Origin of the sequence: Xenorhabdus budapestensis, from assembly GCF_017743015.1 — a bacterium.
Taxonomy (GTDB): Bacteria; Pseudomonadota; Gammaproteobacteria; order Enterobacterales; family Enterobacteriaceae; genus Xenorhabdus; species Xenorhabdus budapestensis.
On record NZ_CP072455.1, the window covers coordinates 3,452,872 to 3,476,196 of the forward strand.

Below are 23,325 nucleotides of genomic sequence, written 5' to 3' on the forward strand. Positions count from 1 at the left end.
GTGATAGTAATTAATGATCTTTCTTATCACAGTTTTTATTACTTTTTTTATCGCTATCTGCACTATAAAATACAGTACCGAGTTTTATTCTTTCCCGTCCGGTCGCCAAACGATGTCGATTAGTATCGCGCAGAGAATAAATACAGCCGCAATATTCTTGCTGATAAAATTCTTCGCGTTTACTGATTTCTATCATACGCGCAGAACCACCGCCTTTACGCCAGTTATATTCCCAATATGTTAACCCCGGATAACGGGAAGCCGCGCGGATACCACACTCATTAATTTGCTGCATATTTTTCCAGCGTGAAATACCAAGTGAACTGGTAATAACAGGAAAACCATGTTCATGAGCATATAGCGCCGTCCGCTCAAAACGCATGTCAAAACACATAGTACAACGAATGCCGCGTTCAGGCTCGTTCTCCATGCCTTTTGCTCGTTCAAACCAGTTATCACGATCATAATCAGCATCAATAAAAGGAATGCCCATCTGCTCTGCAAAACGAATATTTTCATCTTTACGCAGTTCATATTCCTTTAGCGGATGAATATTCGGATTATAGAAAAATATCGTGAAATCTATCCCCGAAGCTAACATTGCTTCCATCACTTCCCCTGAGCACGGCGCACAACATGAGTGCAGCAGTACTTCATTATGTCCATTGGGTAGCGGAAGCGACTTACGTTCATAGTTCAATAACATAGTATTTTACCTAACTCAGACAATAAAAAACCAGGAAGAGAATATGCTTCCCCTCCCTGTGTTTATTAGTTGCCCATCTTACCTTTTTCTTCTGCCTTACGACAACGGACAGAAAGAAAAGAATAGAAAGAAAAGGCGATTTTGATCACATTAGGTCAATCAAACACCTTGTATTTCTGGCAATACCTGCCCACCATCAACCACAATTGTCTGTCCGGTTATATATTTCGCTTCATCAGAAGCCAGGAAACAAGCAGTATGACCAATATCTTCCGGTGTTCCCAAGGTACGCATTGGGGTTGTAGCTTCAAGCTGTTTCAAAAAATCCTCACCGAATGCCTGCAAGCCTTCAGTGACAATCATGCCGGGCATGATGGAATTAATCGTAATACCCTGAGTCGCATATTCAAGTGCCGCACTTCGCATAAACCCTAGCTGCCCTGCTTTACTAGCACCGTAATGGCTGTATCCCGGCATTCCTACCATCTCACCAGTGATAGATGAAGTAATTATAATTCGTCCATATTGCTGCTTCTCCATTACATTCAACGCAGCCTGAACTAATAAGAATGTGCCTTTCAGGTTGACGGTATACACTAAATCCCAATCTTCAACCGTCATCTCTTTTAAAGAATGTTGTGGAAAAATACCCGCATTTGAACAAAGAATATCAAGCCTGCCATATTTTTCGACAATTCCATCAATCACATTTTTACATGCAGCCTGATCCGTGACATCAAGGGAGATAAAATCAACACCCAATTCTTTGGCGATAACCTCCCCTTTTACTTTATCCGTACCTGAAATAATGGTCGTGGCACCTGCCCGTTTAAATACCTGAGCAATCCCTTTACCAATACCTTTGGTTCCTCCAGAAATAAATGCAATTTTTCCGGTTAAATTAAACATTTTTGTTTCCTTTTATATCGGTAGATACAGTATTTTTGCTACCTTACACTTAATTTCCCAATATATTTTCGGCATATTATTTTATCAATAACAATAAATATAATCGATATACTAAAAACAATAAAATATCAATTTAATATCTAAATAAAAAGTGTGATGTTATTTAACTTAATTTCGTGAGAAATTTATTGAGAAAAGAGCACTCATAATTATTTATTATGGATTGCATATTCTCATAACCACGATTACTTTTAGTAATAAGTGAAGATACAGGGTAAAAAATATGACTCTCTCTAATTCATTCTTAAATGAATATGACGGTAGTGCACTATCACCTATTTTATTTCTCAAAAGATCCATATTAAGTAATGGTGACTATCCTGCGGTAATAGATGGAGAGCAGTGTTGGACGTGGCAACAATATGCAAAGCGCTGTGAAAAAGTTGCAGTTGCACTTCAGCAAATGGGAGTAGGTAAAGGTAGTGTTGTCTCCACACTATTACCCAATATCCATGAACTGCTGGAGCTACATTATGCTGTTCCGCTATCCGGTGGGATCCTCAATGCCTTAAGTATCAGAACAGATTCAGCTACACTAAATTTTATTTTTGAGAAAATTAATCCTGAGATATTGGTTATAGATAAAACCTATCTTCCATTGTTAGATGATGTTGTTTTTAATAATCCGATAAAAATCGTTGTGGTTACTGGAAATATTGTAGTGACTGAAAATAATTCGGCCATATCAATATCAGAGCCTGATCAGGATTTTATCTACTATGAATCACTATTAACCCAATATCCATCCAAGACCCTGAATTTTTATCCCATTGATGAACAGGAAGCCATCAGCATTAATTTCACTTCGGGAACCAGTGGACATCCCAAATTGGTTGTCTATTCACACCGAGGAACATTCCTTAATGCTATTTCCAATATCCTGGATTGGGATATGCCTAAGCGCCCTACTTATTTATGGACACTACCAATGTTTCATTGCAATGGCTGGTGTTTTTCCTGGACTATAGCTGCACGTGCCGGTACACATATCTGCATGCGCAAATTTGATGCAGAAGAAGCCATACAGCTTATGCAGAAACATCAGGTTACACACTATTGTGGCGCTCCAATTGTGCATTATTCCCTGGGACAAGAAGCTCAAAAACGCGGTATCTCTTTTAATAATAATGTCTACGGTCTTATTGCCGGCGCTCCACCAACAGAGAAAATCTTTGCTCTACTTGACGCTGTCGGGATCGCTGTTACCCAAGTCTATGGCCTGACAGAAACTTATGGGCCGGTCGTTGTTTGTGAAGATAAACACGATTGGGAAACACTACCAACATCAGAAACAATTTTAAAAAAGATGCGTCAGGGTATTGTTTCTAATTTACAAGGAGAAGTCAGGGTTATTGATGAAAACAGTGGATTAACAGTCCCTTCTGACGGGCAATCCATTGGTGAGATTGCCATCCGGGGCAATATTGTTGCCTCTTATGATCTTGCCCACCGTGTTACATCTGATATGACAAATCAGTGGTTTTTTACTGGGGACTTAGCCGTTGTTGATTGCGATGGTTATATTAAAATTATCGATCGGAAAAAAGATATCATTATTTCTGGTGGTGAGAATATTTCCAGCCTTGAGTTGGAGAATGCTCTGTCAAATTATCCCGGAGTTTTGGCTGTCGCTATTGTGGCAAAACCTGATGAATATTGGGGTGAAGTTCCCCATGCCTTTATTGAACTTGATGAACATACATTGATTACTGAACAAGAATTGGATGACTATATCTGTACCGTTGTAGCACGCTATAAGCGACCCAAAGGCTATACTTTTTTAGCACTGCCTCGCAATGTAAACGGGAAGATCCTCAAAGAACAATTAAGAAAATTAGCTAAAGACCTATAACATACAGGACATGGTAAAATGCAAGGATTCATGCAGTAATATAACATTACTCCCGAAAAAACTTAACTCAATGGAGTAACGCAGGAAATCGAATCCCACTTTTTGCCAGATACCCCATATTGCGATACATGGCACAGGCAGCATCAATCAGAGACATTGCAATTGCTGCCCCGCTGCCTTCACCAAGACGCAGATCTAAATGCAGATAAGGCTGTAGCCCCAAATGCTGTAATGCCAATACTGCACCTTTTTCTGCTGACATATGAGATGGAATACAATAATCCCGAACAGAGGGAGCCATCTGAACTGCCGCCAGCGCAGATGCGTAAGAAATAAAGCCATCAAGGACGACCGGAACACCTGCTGCTGCTGCTCCCAAAATCACTCCTGCCATCCCCACAAGCTCAAACCCACCCACCTTTGCTAATACATCAAGAGGGGACTGCACATCAGGCTGATTCACATCAATAGCACGACGTACAACAGATTCTTTATGCCTGAGTCGTTCAATCGGCAAATTAGCGCCCAATCCAACCACATCACAGGGCTCGCTTCCGGTAAGGACACTGATGACTGCCGCTGCTGGTGTAGTATTTGCAATTCCCAGCTCTCCCACACCAAACACTGAAACTCCTGCTACAATACGCTGTTGAACTAGTTGTGCACTTGCCAACAATAATGCTTCTGCATATTCATAAGGCATAGCTGGGCCTTGTGTAATATTGCCACAGCCCCTGGCTAATTTGAGGGATAGCAAATTATCTATTGGCTCACAATCGATACCAATATCTACAGGCAAAACATGAGTATTGCTATTTTTCGCCAATACACAAACCCCTGTCAGCCCTTGCAACATATTCCGTGCCTGTATAGCCGTCACATTCCTGGGAGAAATAGCCACACCTTCATCATAAACGCCGTGATCAGCACACATAACGACGATCTCTTTTTGCAGATCTCGCAGATCTTCAATACCGGGCATTCCCGCAAGTTGTATTGCCAGAGTCTCCAGACGCCCCAGGCTGCCAATCGGTTTGACCAAGCTGTTGATATGCTGTGCTGCTTTCTCCATTTTTGCCCGATCAAGTGGTTGAATTTTATCAAACAAAATCGACAAAGATTGAAAGGCCATAATTATCCTTCCGGCTACATTTCAGATTGGATGCTTAAAGAAAACCACATTCATTTACTCTCCATAAACCCATTTTTAAAAGCTATTTCCAAATCAAAATCAAAGTCAGTAAAAAAACCACTTCGCCTATTTCAATTGCCGCTCCCATCGTATCTCCGGTCTGCCCTCCCAACCGATAATTAAAATAGAGAGAAAGTAAAAAAATGGCGATCATCGTAACCATCATTGCAGATAATCCCTGCCAATCGCCAAGTATCATCACCAATACTGTCCCTGTCAGTAAAACGAGTATCGTACCACGTGGAGTAATACGACCAATATAACTGCTCCCCATCCCTTCATTTTCACGGGCATAACGCTGCTCAAACATCAAAAGCACAACAACAGTACGTCCAACAACAGGAGCACAGGATAATAAGGCTAATAACTTCAGGGGAGGATGATAGGCAAGTTCAACAACAACAAGAATTTTAATGAGGATACAAAAAATCAGGGCCAGCCCGCCATACGTTCCAAGACGACTATCCTGCATAATTTCCAGCATTCTTTCCCTCTGACGGCTGGAGAAAATCCCGTCACAGGTATCAGCCAGACCATCTAAATGCAATCCGCCAGTCAGAAGCGCCAAAGCTAACGCATAACCGATTGCACCAATATACACGCCCCCGCCAGATTGACTTATTGCCAGAGCAATACAAGATGCAATTACACCGACAATAAGACCAATCAAAGGGAAAACAGGTACACCACGCCCTAGTTGGCGAAAATCAATACCCTGGGCCCATTTTGCAGGCACAGGAAGCCGTGTCATAAACTGTAATGTTGCCCAAAAAAGTTTCAATTTCATTTAATCTTCACTCCAATACCAGAAACCATCAGCCAGACTGATTCTGCTGTCTGTGCCAGTTTCTGGTTAGCTCGTCCGGCAATATCAATAAAATGACGAGCCAGTCGATTTTCAGGGGTAATTCCCATCCCTAGTTCATTGGTCACTAAATAAATGGGCATCGGACAATTCAGGCAAGCATCGACCAAGTCATCTATCTGGTGGTGGACAAATACCTCCAATGAGGTGAAATCCAGTTTATCAGGTGACACACCTTCTGATTTATCAAAAAGAAGGTTAGCAATTAATGTGGTTACACACTCAAGTATAACTCCCTCTTCCGGTTTACGGTGCTGGCGAATAACATTTCCCAGATCCTGATGTCCTTCCCAGGTTCGCCAATGTGAGGGGCGATTTTGCTGATGCCGCTCTATACGAGCAGCCATCTCCTCATCCGTGATTTGAGCCGTAGCAATATACAATACCTGTTCGCAGCGCTCTGTGATCAACCGTTCAGCATAAGCACTCTTTCCACTACGAGCTCCGCCAGTGACTAAAATCATTTGTTGGCTCCAGAAAATTGCACAGTATTTTGTGATTACAACAAACTCTGGCTAAGCCAGCTTATATCGTTGCCATAGAATAACGTATTGAATAACTATTTGATGAATTCATACAGATAAGTGTTTTGTATCGATGTGAATTAGCTCACAAAGTCAAACAAATATTCGTATGTGCTGTCTGTTACAATAATATTCCAATATAATTACCCTATTATTAACAGATATACAGACATGCAAAATCCAGAAAATCACCTCACAGATATATCTACTTTTATGGCCCTCGATATTCGTGTTGGCAGAATCACCAAAGCTGAAAAAATGTGACCTTAGGGACACGGATGCTGTAGTTTTAAATAGGAATACTATGAGAATACAAAAAAGATGTGGGTTACATTGCTATTGTTGTTGATGATTACGACAAAGCTATTGATTACTACACCAACAAATTGGGTTTTACGCTGGTGGAAGATACTCCCCAACTAAGTAAAAGTGAAGATATTTATGGTAACCGTTTGGATTTATATCAAAACGCAATTTCTTAATATAAAGATTATCCAAATTTAAAAAACAGCTTAATTCAAATTCTAAAATATCAATGGCGCAATATTATTACGCCATTGATGTTAGTTATAAATGATAATAAAACGATGCTCACTTTATTTATAGCCTTTTATTTCACTTTCAAGCGCTCTGCTTTTTTCATCATAATTTTGAATATCTGTATATGGAATTTTTTTATTTACAATATTGGAAATGATTTCTGGCAAACTCGCTATAAATTCAATAGGCGATTCAGGTAATTTTACTGACACTTTTTCTCCTTTACTATATGCAGTTACTGAATGATTTTCTATTTCCTGAGTATTCAAATTGACAGGTTTATTAGGGCTGTCAATTTTCGCCCCAGTCAGATAAGTTTTACCAACTACGCTCAGATCTACACCATTAGCACCAAAAATACCAGACTGATTTGCCAAAGCCTCATCATCGTATTTTTCGTAATCAACCTTTAATTTATCTTTTGTCCCGATTAAAATATTTTTGATTTTACTCAATACACCCCAAATGCCGGTTGGCTGTTTATCATTAAATAAATTACCACTACTAAACATAATTCCAGCATCTACATATGTCTTTTGTCCATTATTTATATTCTTAACAGTTTCAATATTGAGATTACCTCCCATTTTACCATTCACTCTATCTGCTACAATATTAGAACTTTTGAGTGTAGTATCTTTTCCACTAGTTAATGTAACAGTTTCACCTGTAATCTGGCTGTTATGGTTGGTAACTGCATTTGCATAACCTTTGCCGAATTCTCCATAAGCCTTCACACCAAATTGACCTAATTTAGAACCAGTTATTGCAGCCACGAATCCCCCTTCACCACCAACTTGAAGACTATTTTTCTTTGTAATATCCTGCGCTGATGTAATAATAATCTCGCCCCGTTTTGCTGTTAAATCTATCTGATGACCAGAAACATTTGTGCCTTGTAAGGACAGATTATTATCAGCAGTTAAGCTAACACCTTGTGCACCTTTAATATTACTGCTTTTTGCTATTATCGTCCCCAGGGTGAGATCACGAACGTTATTTAATCAAAATTAATCCATTTGACCCACGAATTCAGTTGTGATCTTATACTCCTTTTTTTGGGAGTACCCTAATGGAACTCGATGCTTTTTCTCAGCATTTCGGTGAAATCAAAGATCCTCGTCAGTCTGCCAAAATCAGCTATCCCCTGTTTGATGTGCTTTTTCTGACAATGTGTGCCGTCTTGACGGGCGCTGAAGGTTGGGAAGATATCGAAGATTTTGGGAATATGCGCATCAACTGGCTTCAGGAAAAGGGATTTTTTCAAACCGGCTTACCTGTACATGATACAATAGCACGTATCATTTCCCGCCTTGACCCTGTCCAGTTTCAACACTGCTTTATTCGCTGGACTCAGTCGGTCAGCAAACGTACCGATGGTGAAATCATCGCGATTGATGGCAAGGCATTACGGGGAACCGGGCATTGGCATAAACGATTATCGGCTATCCATATGGTGAGCGCATTTGCTACGGCCAATGGCGTTGTCATGGGACAGTTAAAAACTGAAAAAAAATCTAATTAAATCAATGCGATCCCGAAGTTAATTGATTTACTGGACATCAAAAGTTGTTTGTTCACCCTTGATGCGATGGGATGCCAGACTAAAATTGCTAAAAAAATTATCGCCCAGGGCGGTGATTATCTGCGGGCGGTAAAAAATAATCAGGAAACGCTACATCGCGCGGTTAAACAAACACTGTCAGCGCAAGTCACTGCCGTCAGGCAATCAGAAAATGTCTGTATAGAACAAGGGCATGGGCGAATTGAATTACGTGAATATCATGTATTACCGGCGGGAGAACTTGCCTCGCAATTTCCGGAATGGAAAGGCTTAAAAAGCATTGGTGTGGCAATACGATATCGCCTTGATAAAGCGAGAAAAAAGAATCACTGGATTATCATTATCATATCAGCTCTGCCGAACTTGAATCAGACCGTTTTAGGGAGGCGGTACGGGGTCATTGGGGTATCGAAAATCGCGTTCATTGGGTGCTTGACGTATCAATGAATGAAGATGCGTGTGCCATTCGTCGCGGCAATGCTGCTGAGATATTAGCGGGTATGCGGCACTTCTCGCTTAATATGCTGCGTGCAGAAACCAGTGTAAAAGCCAGCATGCGACGCAAAGCAAACATGACCAATATGAGCAGTGAGTATTTGGACAAAGTTTTCATTGCAGGTTTTCAGGTGTTGGGCAAGAAATGAACATTCATGCTTTTGCCCTGCTACCAATACTTAATGTCAGAGAGCCTTGAGGTATAGAGATCGGATAAGACAATGTATTTTTTAAATACCGACCATTTTCAGAGCATAAAAAACTTTCATTAAATCCCCGAATATTATTTTTATCACTAATATCTATACATTCCATAGCTGGTAACCGATTTCGACTATATTGCGTATAAAATTTGCTATAAAAAAAATAGGATGATTTAAACAGTGTCAATCTCTTTTTCAGATTCAGTGACATTTGACCTTTAATAAAATCCTTGTCCATAACTGTCTGTACATCAAACCATGGCATTCCTTTATCAATTCCAATATAAAAGGTAAAAACACCTGTAGGAATAACTTGCAAATGATTAACACTAAGAGAAACAAGACTAACGGTTTCACTATTTGTTATGAGTTTTTCATCATTTAAATAATTATTTCCTTTTTTATATATGACCTGTGTACTTAATGTATCTATTTGTTTTTGATTACGATGAAATACCCAATCAACACGCATTCCTGTTTGCTCAGCATTTCCTCTTATATTTATTGACCTAACCTGTAAATGCATCTTATTTCTATATTGGGAATCAACATAAAATCCGCTGAATGTCATCTCACCATAAGGAAGTGAGTAAAGTAAGATATAAGAATGGTTATACTTTTTTTTAAAAGTATTTAATGTAGAGCTTCCACTGAAACTAATAAAATCCGATAATCCCAATGGGCTGTCAAAACTGGTATTTAACCTTCCCATCCACTTCCCGGTACTTTTTTGCCCATAATTATCGGTTGTCACAGAGACTTTCCAGGGCGCACTATGTTTGTTACTCAAGAGAATGATAGAACCTCCATTGACTGTACCCGGCAAAATATCCAACGTGGTTCTATTTGATTGCAGACGATTTGCCTGATCTAACCCTTGATCAAGTTGATGTATATTTAATGACTTATTCTTTAAATCAGGAAAAAGAGTCTGGCTATTAACCCAGCGATCTCCTCCCTGAATATCTTCAACAAAACCCTCTATAACGCTAATCCCCAATTTCTTATCATAATCAGGCGGAATGAGTTTTACTCTGGCTGTAACATAACCTTTCTGAATATAAAGATTCGTAATTTCTGATGCTAATCTATTAATATAACTACTGGTAATACAATCACTAGGAATAGCACTTAACGTTTTCAGGTCAGAGGTTGACAATAATGATATTCCCTGCATATAAATGCCACTAATTGGCAAACATCTTTTTGACTCCACAAGCGTTGGTGATGATTTTTTTGCAGAATTCTGTTCTGATCGATTGAGTATTGCCTGATGCCGTCTCTGTTCAATGAGTTTGTTAATCTCTCTTTCACTGTTCTGTAAATTATTTATTCCTTCACTCACAACAGATGGCGATAAATTTTCATTAAGGCTTACCGGAGAGGCAGATACTGTAAACGAAATATACGGTATTAAAAATATAAATATTGTTGTGAATTTTCTAATCATATACGGCACCAAAATAATCAATTAATACTTATCATTAATACATTAATTCACACTGAAAATTTTTTAATCACAATTAATTAACATCAAATTTAGTACTTACATATTGCCATATTTTTTTAAGTCAAATACAAACAATTCATAAACACCAACAAGAAAGAGATTAATATGAAACTACTTAATAACATTAACGTAATAAAAAATCGCTCATTATCCCTATGAAAATCATAAGAAATAAAATTAATAATCTATTTTTGGCAATATAATCAAACTCATAAAATGTTTTATTCAGATGGTAAAAATAAATATATATTTAAATAACGGAAATTTGTGAAAAACACCTCATATCATGAAGATAGACTTAAATACCAACGTTGTTATCTGAATACAGAAATCAGATTTATTTCTGATAGCATTAGGCAGGTTTACACAAAATTTTTAATTTCATGATGTGAATTTAATATAGTAAGATATGAAATATCTTTCGCTATCACATGATATTAAAAGCTCTTCCATAAAAACCAAACACTTGTTTGTAAGAAACATAATTATCCATAATGCATTGATATTAAATAATTTTATTTAGAATAAAATATAGTTTACAATCTAAACACTTTTATTATCCTAAACATTTCTGATTTATTAGAATAATATTTATGATACAGATCACAATTTTATCACAAAATCAATCCAACCAAACTTACGATCACTTTCTCAAAAGCCGAATAAACTATAAAAATAACCTTTACTGTCCGCTCAATATGAAATAAAAGTATGAATACAAAAAGTAACCAAGGCCATAATATGTCAAATAGGGAAACCCAAATACTGCAAATTTTAAAACGAGATCCTTTTATCCAACAGCAAGAAATTGCAGATATTCTTGGAATTAGTCGCTCGTGTGTTGCAGGGCATATTATGAACCTAAGTAAAAAAGGTTATATCAAAGGGAAAGGTTATATTTTATCCAATGATGTTTATGCTGTTACGATTGGTGCAACTAATATAGATATAACCAGCTATACCTTTGCTAAAGTAGTATATGATGATTCCAACCCAGGGAAAATAATCTCGACCCCCGGTGGGGTCGGGAGAAATATCGCTCAGAATATTGCTGCATTAAAGAATGAAAGTTATTTAATTTCCGTCGTTGGTAACGACCAACATGGCAAATTTCTGTCAGAACAAACAAAATTATCTGGCGTTAATATTAAATGTTTACATAAGCTGGATGATGAAAAAACATTAATCTGCAATTCATTTATTGATGAAAATGGAAAATGTATCATATCTGTAAATGATATGAGCATTCTGGATAAACTTACTCCCTCGTTACTGACTCAATCTAAAAAACTTATCCAAAATGCCAGTGTATTAGTTCTTGATTGCAATTTATCTCAGGAATCATTGGAATGGATATTCAGCCACGCTAATAATGTTCCGATTTTTGTTGATACTGTTTCCACCTTCAAAGCGTCTAATATCCGCCATTGGCTATCCTATATCCATACTCTGAAACCTAATCGCTCCGAAGCCAAAATACTCAGTGGTATTGAGATTGAAACATTGGAAGACGCAGCCATTGCTGCATCTTGGTTTCATCAACAGGGTGTCCAACGAATAATTTTAAGTATGGATGCAGAGGGTGTGTATTATAGTGAATTAGATAACAAAGCAGGTCATTCTCACGCACTAATGAGTAATGTCGTCAATACAAATGGAGCTGGTGATGCAATGATGGCAGGGCTTGCTCACTGTTGGCTGGCCGGAATGACACTGGAAGATAGTGTTCAATTTTCTCAGCAATGTTCTGCATTCACATTGTCATCGGAAGACATTGTAATCTTTCCCAATAAATTTAAACATCGGTAGCCTTGTTTGGTATCAATTTTTTTCATAAACATCTGGACGAAATATTTGCCAGACAAAAATCTCACGATTAACAGGAGAATAGCCAAACTTTTCGTATAACGAATGTGCAGATGAAGTCACCAGCATTACTCTTCGCAATCGTTGAATAATAGGAATTGTGTGTTTAGGTATTCTGTTGGCGATAGGGAACTTGTGATATTTCAGAAGAGTATCGATTAGACGTCCGTGTCTAGATTGGTATGAGATCAATATATGCTTATACACCCTATCATCATTTTGGCTGTTCAGGCCATACGATATCAGGGGCCATAGAACAGTCTACCCGGTTGAGCAGAACCCGATATCTGCGCCAGACGGTAAGTTTTGATTTCTCTGTATCGGTGGCAATGCCTAAATCAATGGCATCCTGTAGTGGAGCAATCCGATGAAACACCTCAATCAGCAATTGTTGTTTCTGAGATTCTGCCTGCTGCACCTCATACTGACTCTGTGCTCCAACATCCGTCACCCACTGCGTACCATTCCATTTATCAAAGGGAGTTTTCGGCTCCAGTAACGTTAATTCTGTGGGAATATCCCCAATTTCTGTTATCTCAATGTGCTTACGAGTCTGAATATGGTATGCCATTTTACCCCGGTAATCTGGTACGTACTCCCATGATTTGCCGTCAACTGTCCGGCAAATCACCTTATTCGGAGCTTTGGGCAGTTTGGGTTCATCCAGATACGATCCCGCAGATAAAGTAACGCCAATAAAGGTACGTTCCAGTTTTGTTCCGATGTATTCCCGGTTTACCGCACTCGTGCAATAAACCTGTATCCAGCCATAGGACAGGGCAAATCCATTTTCATCAAATTGTACCGATGGTTCTGTTGGCTGAGTCATTACCTTCCCCTTACTAAAAATATCACTGCAACGTTTTTCATTCTATTTTCAGACGATGTTGGGACAACGGAAGAAGCACGAAATTCTCGATCCTCATAAGTGTAAATGTTGGTTCCTGGAGTATAAGCCTGATATTCCCTACCCTGATTGATAGTAGTGAATGCCCCTGTTGTATTATCGGGAGCTTCATCTGTCTTACGACTACCTGTCCTAATTACTCCTGTGATATCCCTAATAGCATCGGACTGAAATGATCCCAGCTCTCTATCAAATTCCGGGTCAACTCCTCCGGTTTGATCCCATCCACGAGGCACATAACCCCGCCAATCTGGCAGATTTCCCAAAGGGTAATATTTAAGTAATTCAGGATATTGATTAGGGTCAATTTGTCCACCCTCCATCGGCAAGAAGTTATTGGGGTGCGGTAGATCACTGCCCCACATTAAAATGCCACCGATGGGAACTGCCAATAACTCAGCGTCTTCTTTTTTGATGCACTCACTAATCAGCATAGTTGTCACATTTTGGCTCATCACAAGGTCATTAGATACCCCAGTTTGTTGAACAATGGCTGATTTTTGCAAGGCATTTTCCGCCTGATTGACTGTATCTCGTAATCCGAGATTGTTTATAAAAGCGTCTTTATCAGGAATATCAGCTCCGTTCTGGCCTTTCGCTAAGCGGGTATTGGCATTGCTATTCGCATTGTTGGCATTTTGGTTGGCTGTATTAGCTAAATCATATGCTGTTTTCACCGCTTTTGGTGTTGCTGCATCAGTCTCGCTATTACTACCGACATCATTGCTCAGGATAACAAATCCTTTATCTTGTAGCGTTGCATCTGGATGGTTGCGACTTAGGGCGTGTTTTTCTATCGCTTTTTTAATTGAATCTTTGACATACTCCGGTGTTGTAACGGTCACAAAGCTGCTATCGTCTAATGCCTTTGTCTCAGGTTTTTTATCTTGCATATTTATTCCCTCATTTAATCAACAATACACATTGCTAAATAATATGAAGGCGGTGGAATACTTCTCCGCCTGTGAACATCAACAAAATTGGTTCATCAATACTAGAGAGTACGGCTTGGCTAAGTTCAGTGTAGCGGTCAAGAAATTCCGGACACATTTTTAGCCACCCTTTCAGGCTACGGGAGTTTTGATTTGCCACCCGAAGGCGCTCCTGACAGGCGACAGATCGTTTTTGTAGAAAAAATATTAACGGTTAGGTAGGGTGGTGTCAAATTGTTGCTGTTCCTGCCATCCTTATTTCTGCCTGAATTTCCGTGCAAATTCCGCTAACACCTCCATATTCCGCCAAAATCAGACGAAAATTGGATTTAATTTGTTAATTAATTTTATTGATGTATGTGTGCAATAAACCACCTTTATTGGTCGGATACCCATGTTATCTCCACCTGATGCAGACATCACCGATCCCTGATTAATAAAACATCTGACATGACTAAGTGAAAATAATGAAAAACAACAAGGAATCGCTGTATCTACAAGAACGCACAGTGAAAAAAACCGGCATCCACAGTGAAATTATTCTGACCCTGTGTCAAACCGGCACGGTGTCTCCGGTCTGGCGAAGCGGAGCATTGTCTTTTTTTCTCGGCACTGACACGGAAAAGGCGGCACAGCTCAGTCTCTGGCTCGATCAGCATCTCTGTGATGTCAGCCTGACAATACAGGGAGAGCAGCGAAAACTGCGCTGTTCCCCTTATGTCTGGCATAACCTGTTTGATAGTCCGGTGCTGCCTGCGTCAAAGAATACCTATTCTGGCCTACAACCGTTGGTGGAATATTATGCGCTGCCCCAGCTTTATAACTTTGTTACCCTCGATATCCGTAGTCACTGCGTGGAAATTCCGCTGAATGCGGACGGCACGTTTGAGCTGGTTTTTCGTTTCGAGGGTGAACTACCGCTGAATAATGTCGATGAGGCGTTTTTGTTGGGCTACGTCCCGGCCATTCATCTGGAAAATCAGACCAGCCCGTCCATTCTGCTGGATTCCGGCAATCACAGTTACCCGCTGCCATTGGGGGAATCAGTGCGATTATTCCGGTTGCGCGATATTCAGGTGGTGCAACAGCCCGATGACAATGAGCAACGCGGTACACCTTATCACTGGCTGCCGATTGAACAGTTTACCCCCGCCGGGTATTTTCTGGATGAGGATTACCAACCCGACACTTTTTACTACCAGCTTCAAACCGAGCGTGATTTTCTGGACAGGACACAGCACCGGCTGCACTTTTTTGATTTGATGGGCAAACCAGCAAACCACTTGCCGACCCTTTCGGTATCGGGCTATTTCATCGGCTACTATGAGCAGGCGTGCGCCTTGGAACAAGGCACTATCACTGTGACGCAGGAAGGCTCGCCGTCCCTATCTCATCGTACATAATATCACGCCAGTTACCCCCTGATTTGTCACCGAAAGCCTGAAACAGTTTCTCCGACTGTTTGACCCTTATGCTGACACGAATCGCCCATTGAGCCGCCGGCTCTCATATGCAGAGCAGCGAAGGGTTCCGCGATTTTGGTAGCCAGACGCCCTATACCGTGTTTGAAAGTTACGGCCGTTTTCAGAAAGATGCCGCCGCCAAACCGTTTTTAAAATACCGGCAGGAAGCACTGGATAACCAGAAGCAAACCGGCAGCGGCAGTAGTAACTGCATCAAACTGATGCCGGGCAAAATCTTCGAGATAAAAAGTCACCCGCACGCGCCGCTCAATACCCGCAGGCACTGGGACACGATGCCAGTGAAGGCACCACGCTCTCCAATCATTTCAGTTTTATTTCCGGCTTTGATGATTACCGCCCGCCTTTCCACTACAAACCCTTAGCGGACGGGGATGAAACGGCGATGGTAGTTGGGCCGGAAGGAGGGGAAATCTTCGTCAATAAAGATGGTGCCATTAAAGTCCATTTCCACTGGAACCGCTATGACCAGCCGGATGATGGGGTTTCGTGCTGGGTACGTGTTGCGTAGGGCTGGAATGGTAATGGCTTCGGTTTTATGGCGATACCGCGTATCGGGCAGGAAGTGATTATTTCTTATTTAAACGGTGATATTGACCGCCCAATCGTCACCGGATGTGTTTACAACGGTCTGAACCGCCCGCCACTGGATTTACCAGCAGAAAAAACCCGCACTACCTTTAAGACCAAGACGCACAAAGGTAAAGGCTTTAACGAACTGCGCTTTGAGGACGCGAAAGACAGTGAAGAAATCTATTTCCGCGGTCAGAAAGATTTTACCGCGCATATCAGAAACGATGCCTACTGGCATATCAAGCATGACCAGAAACAGCGTATCGATAACAACCGTTACCACGATATCCGCGCTGATGATCATCATCAGGTCGCCGGTTCACGCAAAATTACCACCGAAGGAAATGTTTCCCACCGGATTGCCGGCAGCCAGCATATCCAGACAGGGGATGTCACCGTGATTGACAGTGGGCAGGAAATTCACCTGAAAAGTGGCGCTGGAAGCCGCGTCAGAAATCACGCTGAAAGTGGACGGTTTATCACGAGTCATACAAGGCGCTATTTTATGACTCCAGCGAAATAAGGTACGCATAGAAATGTCAAAATGGGCACTCGTTTGTTCGAAAGTCAACGAATGCTTGTCTTTGTATGCCAGTACTCGCTTTCGAAAATCCAAACTGTAGCCCATCTTACTTTATCCCTTGTCAGTTGAATCCAGACATTATGCCATATTAATATGATTCTGCTATATAAACCCATTGTGCACCACAGTGAGCCGCTGCCTTATGAGAAATGGTGGTTTAAATTGCGCACTCCTGAATATTTTCCCGCCAGCATCAGCTTTGTTCAGTTTCAGGATGAGGATAATTACGTTGTACAAAAATTTATGCCTGATGGCGCAAATCCAGATTATGAAAGTCTGAATAGTTGGAATAAACGATTAGGAGGGAGTCGTGGTATCCGAAACAATGGAGAAGCGCTGCCCCAATGGATACAAATCTGTTGGGATTCCGTGATTGATAAAAAATCTTATCAGACAACTTTTAAATTTACTCCCGAAGTCTGGCAACTGATGCGTGAACCTTATATCGGGCGTGCAGTTAAGGGATATGTATTCTATCGGGATACAATACTTGTTGGATTAGCTCTCGGTGGAACTACCTGGGCTTGGTTACGTGATTATGATAAAAATAACGGTGATAATATTTTAGTTGCCACTGGTGAATCCGTTTCCGGTGATAAAATGGCTATTTGTCAGGGAAAAACAAACCATCCGGATGGTTATGATGAATATTCCGAACGTATCAAGAACTTTATCAAAGGAAAAAATATCCCTACGGAGAATGGTAAAACGCTTGTCTTGAAGCCATCACAACATCAGAAATTAATATAAATTATTTATGATTTCTGATGTTTTTGCTGACTTAATCATTGATAACCGAATTTTTCAGGTATGAGGTCAAACATGGCAAAAAAAGCCGTTATTTTATTAAACGACACCACCGATCACGGTGGAAAAGTGATTACTGCTGTGGGTGGCTACACCTAAAAAGGTATTCCCGTTGCTGGAGAATCGGATTTAGTTGAGTGCCCCAAATGTGATGGCGTTTTTCCTATTGTCGAAGGCAGTGATAATTTAAAAACTAAAGGAAATCTATCGCTGTGGAAGGGATGTACACAGCCTGTGGTGCCAAACTGATTGCCAGCCAGAAAGAGTTTCTCGCGTAATCTAGTTATTTTGGCCTATTCTGAGCGTCACTGACGCGCTGCGCTTGTCTTCTCCTCACTTTTTATTTTTTTCCTCACTGTAAAAACGCCCCGCTCAACAGACTGAGCAGGGCGTTATTCATCGATTTTAATCAAAAAGCGATTATTTGTTCGGACGCATGGCCGGGAACAAGATCACGTCACGAATGGTATGGCTGTTAGTGAACAGCATCACCATACGGTCGATACCAATACCCAAACCCGCTGTTGGTGGCATACCGTGTTCCAATGCGGTTACGTAGTCATCATCGTAGAACATGGCTTCGTCATCACCTTCGTCTTTCTGACGAACCTGCTCTGCAAAACGTTCTGCCTGATCTTCTGCATCGTTCAGCTCGGAGAAACCATTACCGATTTCACGTCCACCAATGAAGAATTCAAAACGGTCAGTAATGAATGGATTATCGTCATTACGACGTGCCAGTGGAGAAACTTCTGCCGGATATTCAGTAATAAATGTTGGCTGAATCAGATGGCTTTCCGCAGTTTCTTCAAAGATTTCACACTGAACACGGCCCAATCCCCAACCTTTTTCAACTTCAATACCAAGAGATTCAGCGATAGCAACAGCTTTATTCATATCATCCAGATCCGCCACATTGGTTTCCGGGCGATATTTGCAAATCGCTTCTTTCATGGTCATTTTCACGAAAGGTTTGCCAAAATCAAACTCTTGTTCGCCGTATCTGACCAGAGTTGTACCCAACACATCCTGAGTCAGTGTGCGGAACAGTTCTTCAGTCAGAACGATCAAATCCTGATAATCAGCATAGGCCATGTAGAGTTCCATCATGGTGAACTCTGGGTTATGCCGTGGTGAAACCCCTTCATTTCGGAAGTTACGGTTGATTTCGAACACACGTTCAAAACCACCCACCACCAGACGTTTCAGGTAAAGCTCTGGTGCTATACGCAGATACATATCGATATCCAACGCATTGTGGTGAGTAATAAATGGACGCGCACTCGCTCCGCCAGGGATCGCCTGCATCATTGGCGTTTCAACTTCCATGAAATTTTTACTGATCATGAAATTACGCAACGCGGACATAACCCGGGAACGGATCTGGAATGCCTGACGCGATTCATCATTCGAGATCAGATCCAGATAACGCTGACGGTAACGGGTTTCCTGATCCGCCAGACCGTGGAATTTATCCGGCAGTGGGCGCAGTGCCTTAGTCAATAAACGCAGTTCACTACAATGAATGGAAAGCTCACCGGTTTTAGTTTTAAATAATTTACCGCGTGCACCTAAAATGTCACCTAAGTCCCATTTTTTGAACTGTTCGTTATAAATGCCTTCCGGCAGGTCGTCACGGGAAACGTAGATCTGAATACGACCGCCCATATCCTGTAAGGTTGCAAAAGATGCCTTACCCATGATACGGCGGGTCATCATACGACCTGCAATAGTCACTTCAATGTTCAGCGCTTCCAGCTCTTCCTGAGTCTTGTCATCGTATTTTGCATGCAGATCTTCAGAAATGTTTTCACGACGAAAATCATTCGGGAATGCAATGCCGTTGCTGCGCAGTGTAGCCAGTTTTTCACGGCGTGTTTTCAGTTCGTTATTTAAATCAGGAGCCTGTTCAGCCCCCTGCTGTTGTTGTGACATTTTAGTTCCTCATAGGCCAGCTTTTAAGCTTGCTTCAATGAATTTGTCCAAATCACCATCCAGCACAGACTGCGTATTGCGGGTTTCAACACCTGTACGCAAGTCTTTAATGCGGGAATCATCCAAAACATAAGAGCGGATCTGACTACCCCAACCGATATCCGATTTGTTCTCTTCCATGGCCTGTTTATCAGCATTTTTCTTCTGCATTTCCAGCTCATACAGTTTGGCTTTCAACTGTTTCATCGCCTGATCTTTGTTTTTATGCTGAGAACGGTCTGTCTGACACTGAGTAACAATACCCGTCGGTATGTGAGTAATACGCACCGCAGATTCGGTTTTGTTGACGTGCTGACCACCCGCACCAGAAGCACGGTATACATCGATACGCAAATCAGCAGGATTGATTTCGATATCAATGTCATCATCAACTTCCGGGTAAATAAAAGCTGAGCTGAATGATGTATGACGGCGACCACCAGAATCAAACGGGCTTTTACGTACCAGACGATGTACGCCAGTTTCTGTACGTAACCATCCGTAGGCATATTCACCGATAATTTTGATGGTAGCGGATTTCAGACCTGCAACATCACCATCAGATTCTTCAATAATTTCGGTCTTAAAGCCTTTAGATTCCGCCCAGCGCAGATACATGCGCATCAACATACTTGCCCAATCCTGTGCTTCCGTACCACCAGAACCTGCCTGTAAATCCAAATAACAGTTTGCACTGTCATATTGACCAGAGAACATACGACGGAATTCAAGCTGGCCCAGTTTTTCTTCCAATTGCTCCAATTCAGCTACCGCTTCATTGAAAGTTTCTTCATCATCAGCTTCAACAGCCAGTTCCAACAAGCCGTTTACATCTTCTAAGCCTTGTTCAAGCTGATCAATCGTTTCTACAATGCTTTCCAGTGATGAACGCTCTTTACCCAACGCCTGTGCCCGCTCCGGTTCATTCCAGACATCAGGCTGTTCCAATTCAGCATTGACTTCTTCTAAACGTTCTTTCTTGGCATCATAGTCAAAGATACCCCCTCAGAACTGCTGTCCGCTCAGACAGGTTCTGAATATGGTTTTTTACCGGATTAATTTCAAACATATTTCGTGTCTTATACGTTGTGTTTTTATAAAAAACGATGTTTTTTACAGAAAGATGATCGCATGGATATTTTCGAACCGCGTATTGTAACGGATCTGGCAAAGGGTTTATAGCATTTCAAGTGACTTGCCACATAATCACATTTGATTATGTGGCAATGGATAAATGGTTAGTCACACTACCTTAGACACTCGATCGACTCAGTCAATGAGGCCAATTCAGTGAGGCCAGATGTGCTGGATTAAAAGCTGAACATCACGGTTACCGCGAAATTCGTTGATATCCAGTTTATAAGCCAGTTCCACCGTCTTAACGCTGTTATCTGGCCAGAATTTTGTATCGATGTTAAACGCGATACCATCCAACATCGGCCCTCCTTTTAACGGCTCAAGCATGACTTTCAGATGATTTTCACCAACAATCCGCTGTTGCAGAAGCTTGAATTTACCGTCAAATACCGGCTCAGAAAATGCCTGCCCCCAAGGACCGCCATCTCGCAGGATCTCAGCAACTTCCAGTGACAACTCTTTTAATGCCAGCTCACCATCACTCCAGATTACCCCTTCAAGTTGAGCGATATCCAGCCAGTCTGCCACCAACTCAGAGAAATGGCGCTGAAACTGGTCGAATTTATCCTGCTCAATCGATAGCCCGGCTGCCATGGCATGGCCACCGAATTTCAGCATTAATCCCGGATATAAGGTATCAAGGCGCTCAAGGGCATCTCGCATATGTAGTCCATTTACGGAACGGCCTGAACCTTTCAGTGTTCCGTCTCCCGCAGGGGCAAAAGCGATAACCGGACGATAAAAACGTTCTTTAATACGAGATGCCAAAATGCCCACAACTCCCTGATGCCATTCAGGATGATAAATAGCCAGCCCGTAAGGTAATTCAGTATGAGTACGCTCAATTTGGTCACAGATCTGCAAGGCTTCCTGCTGCATACCCTGTTCAATTTCACGGCGGGTTTGGTTCAATCCATCTAATTCACAGGCAATCTGTCGCGCCTGTGCGATATCATCGGTTAGTAACAATGCGACACCAACGGACATATCATCCAGTCGCCCTGCTGCATTTAACCGTGGGCCAAGGGAGAACCCCAAATCGCTGGCAGCCAGCTTTCCTGATTCCCGTTTAGAAACTTCCAGTAATGCACGAATACCGGCACAACAACGCCCTGCCCGGATCCGGTTCAATCCCTGATACACCAGAATACGGTTATTGGTATCAAGAGGAACGACATCTGCCACTGTTCCCAATGCAACCAAATCAAGCAATTCTGCCAGATTCGGCAAAGGAATACCCTGTTGCTCAAACCACCTTATTTTACGTAGTTCCGCTCTGAGTGCGGACATCAGATAAAAGGCAACACCAACACCCGCCAATGCTTTCGAAGGAAAGGAGCAATCCACCAGATTGGGGTTGATAATAGCATCTGCGGCTGGCAATGTTTCTCCCGGCAAATGGTGATCTGTGACGATCACTTTGATGCCATGCTGATGTGCTGCCATAACACCATCATGGGAAGATATCCCATTATCGACGGTAATGATCAGATCAGCCCCTCTTTTGGCGACATCATTCACGACCGGCACACTTAGGCCATAACCATCTTCAAAACGATTAGGCACAAAATAATCCAGATCCCGATATCCCATTGCACGTAATGCACGGATGCTTAATGCGGTGCTGGTTGCTCCATCAGCATCAAAATCACCAGCAATAACAATGCGCCAATGTTGGTGCAACGCTGTGATAAGCAAGGAAACAGCCTCTTCAATGCCATTAAGAGATTGATAATTAAGTAACCCTTTTGCTCCGCGTTCTAACTCATCAGTCTGGCGTATACCACGCGTAGCATATAAACGGCGCAATAACGGATGGATACTATCGGGAAGGTGGCTATCATCCGCCGCTGGACGGCGGCGGAGCTGTGTTTTTCTATTCACTGGGCTTAATTCACTACCTGTTATTAACTAAATCAGGATCCGTTGGCGATGGATTATTCAGCATGCTGTGCTAATGCGTCAGCTAAATCTTTTGGTGGCATAAAACCACTAATCATACTGCCATCTTTGAGTATCATAGCTGGTGTTCCACTGACACCAAACTGTAAGCCTAGCTCATAATGTTTGGCAATATCCTTCTTACAACTTTCAATAGGTGAAATTTTCTCACCTTTAAAAGCATCATCCAATGCTTTAGCAGGCTTCGCACTACACCAAATAGATTGCATATCTTTCGCTGATTGGTGTTGCAAACCATGACGAGGGAATGACAGATAACGGATAGTAATTCCTTCATCATTATATTCCTTAATATTTTCATGTAACTTACGGCAATATCCACAAGTAATGTCTGTAAATACAGTAACTACATGTTTTTCTTTTGGAGCCTTATAAATGATCATTTGATCTTTCAAGGTTTCCAGTTTTTCTACCAAAGCCTTATTAATCACGTGTTTTGGTATTTTTCCACTGAGATCGTAAAGTGGCCCCTGGAACAAATATTTACCATCATTGGATATATAAAGAGTTCCATGCTGGGTCAAAGCAGTACTTACCCCGGTAATATGTGATGGAGTAATACTTTCTGCCTTAAGCCCCATTTTTGACAATGATTTATTAATCATGCTGTCGTCAGCAAAGGTATTGTTGGTAAAAGCAGTTAGTATCAAGGAAAGACAAAACGCAATCTTCTTCATTACTTT

The 23,325-nt window shown here is 41.4% G+C and carries 17 protein-coding genes and 7 pseudogenes; 8 read left to right on the plus strand and 16 right to left on the minus strand.

Annotated elements, in window-relative coordinates; translation table 11 throughout:
• Positions 1-10: 10 nt before the first annotated feature.
• Both HGO23_RS15165 and HGO23_RS15170 read right to left on the minus strand, forming a co-directional pair.
• The gene (locus HGO23_RS15165; protein WP_099136854.1) at positions 11-706 is read right to left on the minus strand and encodes an epoxyqueuosine reductase QueH; all 696 of its coding nucleotides are present in this window, start codon (positions 704-706) and stop codon (positions 11-13) included.
• A 159-nt stretch (positions 707-865) separates the two neighbouring features.
• Complete coding sequence (locus tag HGO23_RS15170; RefSeq protein ID WP_099136855.1) at positions 866-1,615, minus strand: SDR family oxidoreductase; 750 nt, start codon at positions 1,613-1,615, stop codon at positions 866-868.
• Positions 1,616-1,898: 283 nt separating this feature from the next.
• Here HGO23_RS15170 and HGO23_RS15175 point away from each other — a divergent pair, with 283 nt between their 5' ends.
• The gene (locus HGO23_RS15175) at positions 1,899-3,527 is read left to right on the plus strand and encodes an AMP-binding protein (RefSeq protein WP_209027163.1); all 1,629 of its coding nucleotides are present in this window, start codon (positions 1,899-1,901) and stop codon (positions 3,525-3,527) included.
• A gap of 67 nt (positions 3,528-3,594) precedes the next feature.
• Here the strand turns inward: HGO23_RS15175 and cobT are convergent, their stop codons facing one another.
• From cobT to cobU, 3 genes are all read right to left on the minus strand, one after another.
• Positions 3,595-4,659, minus strand: coding sequence for a nicotinate-nucleotide--dimethylbenzimidazole phosphoribosyltransferase (gene cobT / locus HGO23_RS15180; protein WP_099136857.1), 1,065 nt, complete (start codon positions 4,657-4,659; stop codon positions 3,595-3,597).
• A gap of 82 nt (positions 4,660-4,741) precedes the next feature.
• On the minus strand, positions 4,742-5,506 hold the full coding sequence (cobS, locus tag HGO23_RS15185; RefSeq protein ID WP_099136858.1) for an adenosylcobinamide-GDP ribazoletransferase: 765 nt from the start codon (positions 5,504-5,506) through the stop codon (positions 4,742-4,744).
• Entirely contained in the window at positions 5,503-6,048 is a 546-nt protein-coding gene (cobU, locus tag HGO23_RS15190) for a bifunctional adenosylcobinamide kinase/adenosylcobinamide-phosphate guanylyltransferase (RefSeq protein ID WP_209027164.1), read from the minus strand. The genes cobS and cobU overlap by 4 nt, the downstream gene beginning before the upstream one ends.
• A 364-nt stretch (positions 6,049-6,412) precedes the next feature.
• Here cobU and HGO23_RS19765 point away from each other — a divergent pair.
• A pseudogene (locus tag HGO23_RS19765) lies at positions 6,413-6,536 on the plus strand (VOC family protein); the annotation flags it as partial.
• Positions 6,537-6,704: 168 nt separating this feature from the next.
• On the opposite strand, the gene HGO23_RS15200 reads toward HGO23_RS19765, so the two are convergent.
• Complete coding sequence (locus HGO23_RS15200) at positions 6,705-7,424, minus strand: hemagglutinin repeat-containing protein (RefSeq protein WP_425330500.1); 720 nt, start codon at positions 7,422-7,424, stop codon at positions 6,705-6,707.
• Between the two features lie 27 nt (positions 7,425-7,451).
• Positions 7,452-7,628 (minus strand): annotated as a pseudogene (locus HGO23_RS20090) (hemagglutinin repeat-containing protein); the annotation flags it as partial.
• 92 nt (positions 7,629-7,720) lie between these two features.
• Between HGO23_RS20090 and HGO23_RS15205 the strand changes: the two are divergent.
• A pseudogene (locus HGO23_RS15205) lies at positions 7,721-8,856 on the plus strand (ISAs1 family transposase).
• Between the two features lie 4 nt (positions 8,857-8,860).
• Here the strand turns inward: HGO23_RS15205 and HGO23_RS15210 are convergent.
• Entirely contained in the window at positions 8,861-10,360 is a 1,500-nt protein-coding gene (locus tag HGO23_RS15210) for a ShlB/FhaC/HecB family hemolysin secretion/activation protein (protein WP_209027165.1), read from the minus strand.
• An 801-nt stretch (positions 10,361-11,161) separates the two neighbouring features.
• Here HGO23_RS15210 and HGO23_RS15215 point away from each other — a divergent pair.
• The gene (locus HGO23_RS15215) at positions 11,162-12,229 is read left to right on the plus strand and encodes a PfkB family carbohydrate kinase (protein WP_209028804.1); all 1,068 of its coding nucleotides are present in this window, start codon (positions 11,162-11,164) and stop codon (positions 12,227-12,229) included.
• Positions 12,230-12,241: 12 nt separating this feature from the next.
• Here HGO23_RS15215 and HGO23_RS19770 read toward each other — a convergent pair.
• The 3 genes and pseudogenes from HGO23_RS19770 to HGO23_RS15225 all read right to left on the minus strand — a co-directional run.
• Positions 12,242-12,376, minus strand: a pseudogene (locus HGO23_RS19770) (GNAT family N-acetyltransferase); the annotation flags it as partial.
• 124 nt (positions 12,377-12,500) lie between these two features.
• Complete coding sequence (locus HGO23_RS15220) at positions 12,501-13,115, minus strand: tail fiber assembly protein (RefSeq protein ID WP_209027166.1); 615 nt, start codon at positions 13,113-13,115, stop codon at positions 12,501-12,503.
• Positions 13,115-14,092, minus strand: coding sequence for a tail fiber protein (locus tag HGO23_RS15225; protein WP_425330521.1), 978 nt, complete (start codon positions 14,090-14,092; stop codon positions 13,115-13,117). The genes HGO23_RS15220 and HGO23_RS15225 overlap by 1 nt, the downstream gene beginning before the upstream one ends.
• A gap of 500 nt (positions 14,093-14,592) precedes the next feature.
• On the opposite strand from HGO23_RS15225, the gene HGO23_RS15230 reads away from it, so the two are divergent.
• On the plus strand, positions 14,593-15,528 hold the full coding sequence (locus HGO23_RS15230; RefSeq protein ID WP_244589947.1) for a type VI secretion system baseplate subunit TssF: 936 nt from the start codon (positions 14,593-14,595) through the stop codon (positions 15,526-15,528).
• A 101-nt stretch (positions 15,529-15,629) separates the two neighbouring features.
• Positions 15,630-16,655, plus strand: a pseudogene (gene tssI / locus HGO23_RS15235) (type VI secretion system tip protein TssI/VgrG); the annotation flags it as partial.
• Here the strand turns inward: tssI and HGO23_RS19990 are convergent.
• Positions 16,646-16,807 (minus strand): annotated as a pseudogene (locus HGO23_RS19990) (IS630 transposase-related protein); the annotation flags it as partial. The pseudogenes tssI and HGO23_RS19990 sit on opposite strands and share 10 nt — an antisense overlap.
• A 48-nt stretch (positions 16,808-16,855) precedes the next feature.
• Here HGO23_RS19990 and HGO23_RS15240 point away from each other — a divergent pair.
• Both HGO23_RS15240 and HGO23_RS19775 read left to right on the plus strand, forming a co-directional pair.
• Positions 16,856-17,512: a DUF2931 family protein gene (locus tag HGO23_RS15240; protein WP_244967823.1), complete on the plus strand. Its 657-nt coding sequence runs from the start codon at positions 16,856-16,858 to the stop codon at positions 17,510-17,512.
• 72 nt (positions 17,513-17,584) lie between these two features.
• Positions 17,585-17,847 (plus strand): annotated as a pseudogene (locus tag HGO23_RS19775) (PAAR domain-containing protein).
• Positions 17,848-17,989: 142 nt separating this feature from the next.
• On the opposite strand, the gene lysS reads toward HGO23_RS19775, so the two are convergent.
• The 4 genes from lysS to dsbC all read right to left on the minus strand — a co-directional run bounded on the left by lysS (position 17,990) and on the right by dsbC (position 23,319).
• Entirely contained in the window at positions 17,990-19,504 is a 1,515-nt protein-coding gene (lysS, locus tag HGO23_RS15245; RefSeq protein ID WP_099136394.1) for a lysine--tRNA ligase, read from the minus strand.
• A gap of 9 nt (positions 19,505-19,513) precedes the next feature.
• Positions 19,514-20,612, minus strand: a protein-coding gene (prfB, locus tag HGO23_RS15250; protein WP_099136393.1) for a peptide chain release factor 2 whose coding sequence is annotated in 2 segments (ribosomal slippage) — positions 19,514-20,536 and positions 20,538-20,612 — 1,098 coding nt in all. Because the reading frame shifts where the segments join, the coding sequence is not laid out codon by codon here.
• Between the two features lie 218 nt (positions 20,613-20,830).
• A complete protein-coding gene (gene recJ / locus HGO23_RS15255) occupies positions 20,831-22,564 on the minus strand; it encodes a single-stranded-DNA-specific exonuclease RecJ (protein ID WP_099136392.1) in 1,734 nt (577 codons plus the stop codon).
• 53 nt (positions 22,565-22,617) lie between these two features.
• The gene (dsbC, locus tag HGO23_RS15260) at positions 22,618-23,319 is read right to left on the minus strand and encodes a bifunctional protein-disulfide isomerase/oxidoreductase DsbC (protein ID WP_209027168.1); all 702 of its coding nucleotides are present in this window, start codon (positions 23,317-23,319) and stop codon (positions 22,618-22,620) included.
• Positions 23,320-23,325: the final 6 nt, after the last annotated feature.